This window comes from Candidatus Methylacidiphilales bacterium, assembly GCA_028713655.1.
Lineage (GTDB): Bacteria > Verrucomicrobiota > Verrucomicrobiia > Methylacidiphilales > JAAUTS01 > JAQTNW01.
Map to the genome: position 1 here is coordinate 1 of JAQTNW010000071.1, position 7,129 is coordinate 7,129.

General features: G+C 56.5%; 6 protein-coding genes. 3 read left to right on the top strand and 3 right to left on the bottom strand.

The features are described 5' to 3' along the window. The first annotated feature begins 396 nt into the window (after positions 1 to 396). The 3 genes from PHD76_14860 to PHD76_14870 all read left to right on the top strand — a co-directional run bounded on the left by PHD76_14860 (position 397) and on the right by PHD76_14870 (position 4,172). Positions 397 to 1,551 carry a substrate-binding domain-containing protein gene (locus tag PHD76_14860; GenBank protein ID MDD5263121.1) on the top strand — a complete coding sequence of 385 codons (1,155 nt, stop codon included), beginning with the start codon at positions 397 to 399 and terminating at the stop codon, positions 1,549 to 1,551. Continuing rightward, on the top strand, positions 1,552 to 2,607 hold the full coding sequence (locus tag PHD76_14865; GenBank protein ID MDD5263122.1) for an endonuclease/exonuclease/phosphatase family protein: 1,056 nt from the start codon (positions 1,552 to 1,554) through the stop codon (positions 2,605 to 2,607). Positions 2,608 to 2,855: 248 nt separating this feature from the next. Next, positions 2,856 to 4,172, top strand: coding sequence for a hypothetical protein (locus PHD76_14870; GenBank protein MDD5263123.1), 1,317 nt, complete (start codon positions 2,856 to 2,858; stop codon positions 4,170 to 4,172). 19 nt (positions 4,173 to 4,191) lie between these two features. Here the strand turns inward: PHD76_14870 and nuoB are convergent, their stop codons facing one another. The 3 genes from nuoB to PHD76_14885 form a co-directional block, all read right to left on the bottom strand. After that, positions 4,192 to 5,004: an NADH-quinone oxidoreductase subunit NuoB gene (gene nuoB / locus PHD76_14875; protein ID MDD5263124.1), complete on the bottom strand. Its 813-nt coding sequence runs from the start codon at positions 5,002 to 5,004 to the stop codon at positions 4,192 to 4,194. A 16-nt stretch (positions 5,005 to 5,020) separates the two neighbouring features. Further along, positions 5,021 to 6,502 carry an NADH-quinone oxidoreductase subunit C gene (locus PHD76_14880; GenBank protein ID MDD5263125.1) on the bottom strand — a complete coding sequence of 494 codons (1,482 nt, stop codon included), beginning with the start codon at positions 6,500 to 6,502 and terminating at the stop codon, positions 5,021 to 5,023. Further along, on the bottom strand, positions 6,499 to 7,129 hold a 631-nt coding region (locus PHD76_14885; GenBank protein ID MDD5263126.1), incomplete at its 5' end, for a proton-conducting transporter membrane subunit. The genes PHD76_14885 and PHD76_14880, both read right to left, overlap by 4 nt.

Genomic DNA, 7,129 nt, shown 5'->3' on the forward strand with positions numbered 1-7,129 from the left:
AACAGTCAGCCGACTTTTTTGCGCGCCAATTGAACCTTTTATTTATCGAAATCAGTCGAGCAACCTTCAGATGCATTCCATGTGCAACCTAACACCCCTTTTTCAACAGCCTCTTGAGAGTTGACCCTAAACTTTCTACGCCCCTCCTTACCCCGGCCCTCATACAGGCCCCGCATCTTCTCCAATACCTCTTTGCGACTCTCCAGACTCATAACTAATGACATCCTTTCACGGTGTCTTTAGTTATGCGGCAACGTTACTCTTTTAACCCCATTCCTACGACTCCCTCGGTGTCATTTCATTTGAGTCAATTCGGTGACCCCGGTATTTCTCGTTCTGTCTTGATTAAGCAGGGCAGAGCGCGTTAAGATCGAGCCGCAGGGAGTCTGTATGGCCATGCTAAAACGAGACACCGTCCGCTTTTCCTCGGAAATAAAAGACCGCACGATTGCCCTGCTGCGCACCCTGGTCCGCTCCCGTTATTTTCCAGAAGTCATCCCGGCGGAGGCGGAACTCAGCCGCCTCCTGCGCACATCGCGTTCCGCCGTCGCCATGTCGCTTCAGGTTCTGCTGGCGGAAAATATCATCAGCCAACACCCCGGCGGGCATGGCTGGATTTACAACGGTTGGACCCATCAACCCCCTGTCGGTGAAGTCGCCTTTACCGTCAATACAGACATCCTTCGCGGCTGGTACAGCCTCTTTCAGGACTGGCTGATCGGCTTTGAGAATGTCATGTTCGGCGAAGGCTATGAAACACGCCTGCTTTCTGATTTTCAAACCCCCTTGCAAAAAATTGAAAAGCTGCGCTTTGCCTGGGAGCACGGTACCATGGGTTTTGTACTCGCCAGCTACACGGAACCGTCCATCTGCCGCTTTTTCGCGGAATCCGGCATTCCTGCAGCGCTTCTCGGCAACGCCAGCACCAGCGAAGAGGAACTCGGACGCATCAGCTCGGACAACCGGACCGGGGAGGAAAAAATGCTCGCCTACGTGCTGGGTCAAAATCACACCCAGATCGCCTTTTACGCCACCGGGCTCAACTTCCACGACGGATTTCGCGAACGGTTCTCTTCTTATCAATCTATTATGCACCAATACGGCCTTGAACCGCGCGCCGACCTCGCCTTCAAGGAGCCCCACAATGAAATGTCGGCCCGCAAGGCCGCCGAGATCCTCTACGGCCTGCCCACCAAACCCACCACGGTCATCTGCGGCTGCGACCGCGAGGCCTTTGAACTGATCGCCGAACTCAAACACCTGGAAGTCGAGGTACCCAAGCACATCAGCATCTGTGGTTTTGATAACAACCACTTCGGGCAGATCCTGGAGCCCGCCCTCACGACCATCGACATTTTTGCCGTTGAAATGGGGCGTGTGGCCGCCAACTACCTGCTTAATGAAATGCAGGTACGCCAGATGCCCGTGAAAATCCTGTTGCCAACCCAGTTGATAGTTAGAAATTCAGTCAGTCCGATCGGCGCGCCTGATGCAGCGCCCCCCATACCGCCCCGGAACCTCCACGAAACCGGAAGCATTCTGGCATTCTGAATGGACCGGCGCACAAACCGGCATTCCACCCATCCCATGCCTTATTCCATCCTCCGCCTGGCCATCCTTCCATGCATCGCCTTGCTTGCAGTCCCGTTCATGGCCCGCTGCGAAGACGCCGCGCCGCGCATCGAAAAACCCTTCTCTAGCGAAGCCTCCGGCATGGACCCCGCGCCCGAACGCAATTTCATCCGCATTGCCACCTGGAAGATTGAATGGTTTCCCGCCGGACTCCGGCATGGTGCGGACGAAAATGCCCAGTTGCAAACAGCCGCCACAGCCGCGCTGATCCGGGAATTCGATCCGGACATTCTCGTGACACAGGAAACCCGCAACCTCCGCGCCCTTGTTTTGCTGAATAACAATCTCGGGTCGCGCGGATATTCCCGATTGGCCTCTTCCTGGTACTATGGCGAAAACTTGGAACAAAATCTCAATGACAAAATCCAGCAGCAATGCGGCATCCTTTCACGTTTTCCCTGGTCTGAAATTTGGGAGCTGGACTTTGCCCCCTTTAAAACAGCCAACCCGCCGGTTCGCGGCTGGCTGGCCGCGCGTTTCAACATCAAGGGCCGGCAATTCGTCCTCTACAACGCCTTTTTGAAAAGCAACACCGGCGTCGATAACGCGGAAACACTCAAGGCAAACGCTGCCAGCCGCGAAGCTTCCATTCGCGAATTAAAACGCGACTTGGACCGGCTGAATCTCGACCCGTACCGCGACAGGATTATTGTCCTGGGCGATTTTAATACCGACTACTTCGACAGTCGTTTTCAGGGCGAAAACACATTCGGCAAACTGGCTTCGATGGGGTTTCAGCATACCTGGGGCGCGGAAAGCCGACAAAATATCATCACCTACCCCGCAGCCGCGGGCGATGCCCGCCCGGATGAAGTTTATGACTACATTTGGCTCTCCTCCGCATGCGGAGACCCCGCACCCCAGGCGAAAGTCCTGGCCAAAGGCGCTTCAAAACGCAAGGGTGTGTTCGGTGGCGATGAACCCGGCCTGGCCAGCGACCATTACCCCGTCTGGGTGGATATTCCGTTAAAGTGAGGCTCCCCAACCTTACGAAAAGGGTATCTTCACATTCTTCAGCGCAAAGCCTCTAACATTCTATATTTCAACATCTTGTCGAATATGTTCATCAGCAAACTTGCGATATATTTCGGCCTGATCTCAGATTTTCTTGCCACTCACAAAGACTCTTCCATAATACAGCCAGTCACTCACTCGGACGGTAAGGATTTCTATACTGATTTTTGTCCAATAGGGAGCTCCGGCAATTTTCATTGTTCAACATTATGAACCCAATTCCTGATACCAAAAAATTAAATAAACGGCTTCCGGCAGGAGCTTTCATATTTTCCCTCTTATTCCATGTCGTCATCCTTGTCTGGATCAGCGGCGTCATTTTGATTAAACGGGTTGATCCGGCACACGCCTTTGGCGAATACACACCTCCCGCAGAGAACGTGGATGAAACACCACCGGCAGAACCGAAGGAAGAAACTCCACCCGAACCAAATCAGGCCAGCACCCCCACTCCAGACCAGCCGGCCACGCCGACAATGGATGCAAGCCCCAACTCTAATATCATTGCGGCTGAAACTCCCACAACCGACAATTTTAACGTCCAGCCCATAGTCGTCGCCAAACTTTCACAAACAACAGGTGATAGTTCGGACGCATCCCAACAAAAAGGCCTTCAGAAAGCTGGGGCCGGCGCCCTTGGCAAGCTATCCTCGTTTTCTTTCATGGGAATCAAGGCGGATTCCCGGCGGGTTGTTTTCCTTCTCGATACTTCAGGAAGCATGATCCTGGAAAAGAAGGGAGGCGGAAAAAGCTACGCCGCATTGAAGGATGAACTTGTCAAGTTGGTGGACGGATTGGATCAGGAAACCGAATTCAACGTGATCATGTTTGGCGATGGAGGCTGTGACACGTTTCAACCCAAGGCGGTGGATGCCTCGGATGAGAATGTGGCGGACTTCAAAAAATGGCTCGACCCCTACATGAAGGACAAGGCGGGAATGCGAAGGATCAACTATTATAACAGCTACGCTCATGGAATTAGCGGGACAACCCGCCTGGATATTGCGTTAACCGCGGCCTTTAAAATGCAGGCGGAGACGGTGTTTATTCTGACGGACGGAACGCCCAGTGTGCGGGTGGAAGATGACAAGGACTACATCAAGAAGGTGGAGGAATTCCGGATAAAAAACAAAGACCTTTATGAAAAATACGATGCAGAGGTAAAGGAATTCATGAAAAAGTATCCGGACGAATTGCAGCAAGCACAGAAAAAGGCCGCCGAAAAGAACAGCGCCCTGTCGGGAAGGACGCAGGAGGCTTATTGGTGGCTCCAGTACTCCCCGCATTATCCCAGGGACTCGCCCGACCACCGCCCGGACTATCCCAAACGGAGCAAACCCCCCTATCTGGTTGCCTCCGACTTCAATCAAATGCTCAGGGACATGCAAAAGGAAATTTACGAGCCCATCAACATGCCCATGCCGGCCATCAATATCATCGGTTATTACGTGGACGATACTTCCGAGAATTACCTTAAGGAAATGTTAAGGGGCATTCCGGGCAAATACCGCACCTTTAAAAAATAAGTACTGCAACTGACTGAAACTAACGTTTCGCATTCGTCGCTACATCAAGCTTCTCTTCCAACCGCCCGAGCAGGCGCAGGAGCCCGTCAAGAATGGTCAATGGGTGCGGAGGACAACCGGGAATGTAGAGATCCACGGGCACGACAGAAGCCGCCCCATTCAGAATCTGCGGATTCCCGACGAAAGGCCCCCCTGCAATCGCGCAGGCGCCGACCGCAATGACAATCTTCGGCTCCGGCACCGCGTCCCATGTCTTTTTCAGCGCCAGCTCCATGCCTTTCGTCACCGGTCCCGTAATGAGCAACCCATCGGCATGGCGGGGCGATGCCACAAACTGGATGCCGAAACGGCTCAGGTCCCACCCGATCGTGCCGAGCACGTTCACGTCAGCCTCACAAGCGTTGCAGCCGCCCGCACTTACCTGCCGCAGGCGCAACGAGCGGCCAAAGAGTTTGCGCAGTTTTTTGTCCAGCGCATCGGCCAGCCGGACCTCTTCATTTCCGGTTTCGCCAAGTACGAGATCTTCGCGGCGGCGTACGGCCATGCGATGGTCGCCGGTTTGAGTAATGGCATCCTGCGGGCAGGCTTCCACACAGGCGGCGCAAAAGATGCAACGGCCAAGATCAAGCGCAACGTTTTTGGATGGCAATCTTGTAATAGCCTCTGTCGGGCACACCGGAATACAATCGTCGCACCCCTCTCCGCATCGGGCCGCCTCGACCTTGAGCGCGCCGCCATGACGGTCGGGCAGCGCGGGAGCCGGGCCTTTGGGATAAGGCATCGTCTCGCAGCCGCGCTTCAAACGATTAACTAAAGTGTCCAGGACAAACATAAATTTTAGCTTGGGGTTACAAATCAAAACCGCAGTAGGAAAGGTTGAAGCTCTTGTTGCATATCGGGAAATCCGAGATGGCCGTTCCGCGCAGGGCCAGCGTCATGCCGATCCAGTTGTGAAAGGAAGGATCGATGATTTTGTAACGGCGGAAACGCCCGCCGGCATCGGTCAAAGCCACATGGCAAACTTCCCCACGCCAGCCTTCAACCAAGGCCACCGCCAGCATGCTGGCTCCGGGCGCGGCGAGTTCGCAGCAAATTTCACCATCGGCCGGCGCGGCAAGCTGTTCGCGGACAAATTCGCCAGATCGCTGGATCTCAAGTGTGCGCACACGGGCGCGGGCAAAGATATCACCCCCCGGCCACACAGCCACCGGGGCCTGGGCAAAGCGGTGCCAGCCCGCAGGGTGGTCATAACGCACGTCTCGCACGAGGCCGCACGCGCGCGCCGCCAGGCCGACCAGCCCGATTTCCCTGGCTTGCGCGGGAAAAACCGTGCCGACATTTTCAAATCGCGCGCGCACGGATGCGGCGTCCCAGAACCACGCGACAGCTTGTTCGATTTCGCACATGGCAAGCTTCAACCGTTCCTGCAACTGGGCCACTCGGCTGGGTTCGAGGTCATGGCGGCAGCCGCCTGGTCGCACAAGGCCGCGCCCAAAACGATTGCCGCACATCAACGCTGTGAGATTGAGGAAATCACCGCGGATTTTGCCACAGGCGGCTGAAGTGGGCAGAAACGCAACATCGTTGGCCAGCGCTCCGATGTCGCCGGTGTGATTGGCCAGGCGTTCAAGCTCAAGCGCAAGCGCCCGCAGCCATTGCGCGCGCAACGGAGTCTCACTCCCGGCAAGCGCTTCCATCACCGTCGCATGCGCCGTGGCGTGGGCGATGCTCGTATCGCCCGCCGCTGTTTCAATCTGGTTGATCGTCGCGCGGTGCGGACCTCCTGCGAGCGCCTCCTCCACCCCGCGATGCTGGTAGCCCAGCGCGATCTCCAAATGCAACACCTCTTCGCCCGCGCATTGGAAGCGGAAGTGGCCGGGTTCGATGACGCCGGCATGGACCGGGCCGACGGCAACTTCGTGAATCTCGCGGCCATTCACGCGGAAAAAATCACCGACGGCAGGCGCGTTGCCATCAGTCCGGCGTACGGGTTTGAGCCACGGATGGCCCACGGGTGTGAGACCGTGCTGCTCCCAGACCTCACGCTCAAACAAATGCGCCTGCGGATTCGCCAGGGTAAGAGAAGGAAACGAACCTGAAAATGGCGTGCTGCGTGCGACAGCGAGCGTATTGTCAGCGTCAAAGGCAATCACTGCGACCAGGCTGGCGCCGTCATCTTCCGGCACGCCAAACCACGCGCAGAGGCGGGCGCCGCGATCCAATTCCGCCGCCGTCGCGCGGACAAAATCCGTCGCAGGCCATGCAGGCACCTCGGCCCAGGAAATTCCTGCAGCGTTGGTCAGAAGCGCAAATGGGGTGGAGGAACTCATGGTGATGAAGAAAATTGAATGGCGGCAGCCGTCCATGCCTCTTGTAAAATTGCGGGAGTAAAGAGTCCCAGCCACAAGGACAAACCCAGCAGCAGCAGCGGAGGCACAATCAGGCCGGCTGTTTCCACAAAACGTTTGCCGCCTGTTTTTGCCGCCGTACGCGGGCGTCCGTCCACCACGCCAAAAACCACGCGGGTCAAACCAAAGAAGGCGAGCAGGAGGCAGCCGAGGAATAACGCAACAACAGTCCCGTGCCCGGAGGCCAGCGCAGCCCGGACAACCCGCAGCTCGCTGAAGAATGGGCCAAAGGGCGGACAGGCTGTGACGGCAAACATTCCGGTGACAAAAATCGCAGCCGAACGCGGCGTGAGAACAGCCATGCCGCGCACGTCATCCATCGAAGCCGAACCCGCCGCGCGCCGGATATTGCCCGCGCTCAAAAACAGCGCGCCCTTGGTCAGGCTGTTGCTCCACACATGAAACAGAGCCGCCGCCATGCCCGCGCCTCCGAGGGCTAGGCCGATGCTCAGAATGCCCATGTGTTCCACACTCGAATACGCCAGCATCCGCTTGAAGTCGCGCGTGCCTAACAAGAACAGCGCGGCCACAAACATCGAAAAGAGCCCG

What these genes read in the sequence shown, in the direction of transcription:
- PHD76_14870 (MDD5263123.1), top strand. Translation starts at nt 2,856, where the DNA reads ATGAACCCAATTCCTGATACCAAAAAATTAAATAAACGGCTTCCGGCA.
- PHD76_14865 (MDD5263122.1), top strand. Translation starts at nt 1,552, where the DNA reads ATGGACCGGCGCACAAACCGGCATTCCACCCATCCCATGCCTTATTCC.
- PHD76_14880 (MDD5263125.1), bottom strand. Translation starts at nt 6,502, where the DNA reads ATGAGTTCCTCCACCCCATTTGCGCTTCTGACCAACGCTGCAGGAATT.
- nuoB (MDD5263124.1), bottom strand. Translation starts at nt 5,004, where the DNA reads ATGTTTGTCCTGGACACTTTAGTTAATCGTTTGAAGCGCGGCTGCGAG.
- PHD76_14860 (MDD5263121.1), top strand. Translation starts at nt 397, where the DNA reads ATGCTAAAACGAGACACCGTCCGCTTTTCCTCGGAAATAAAAGACCGC.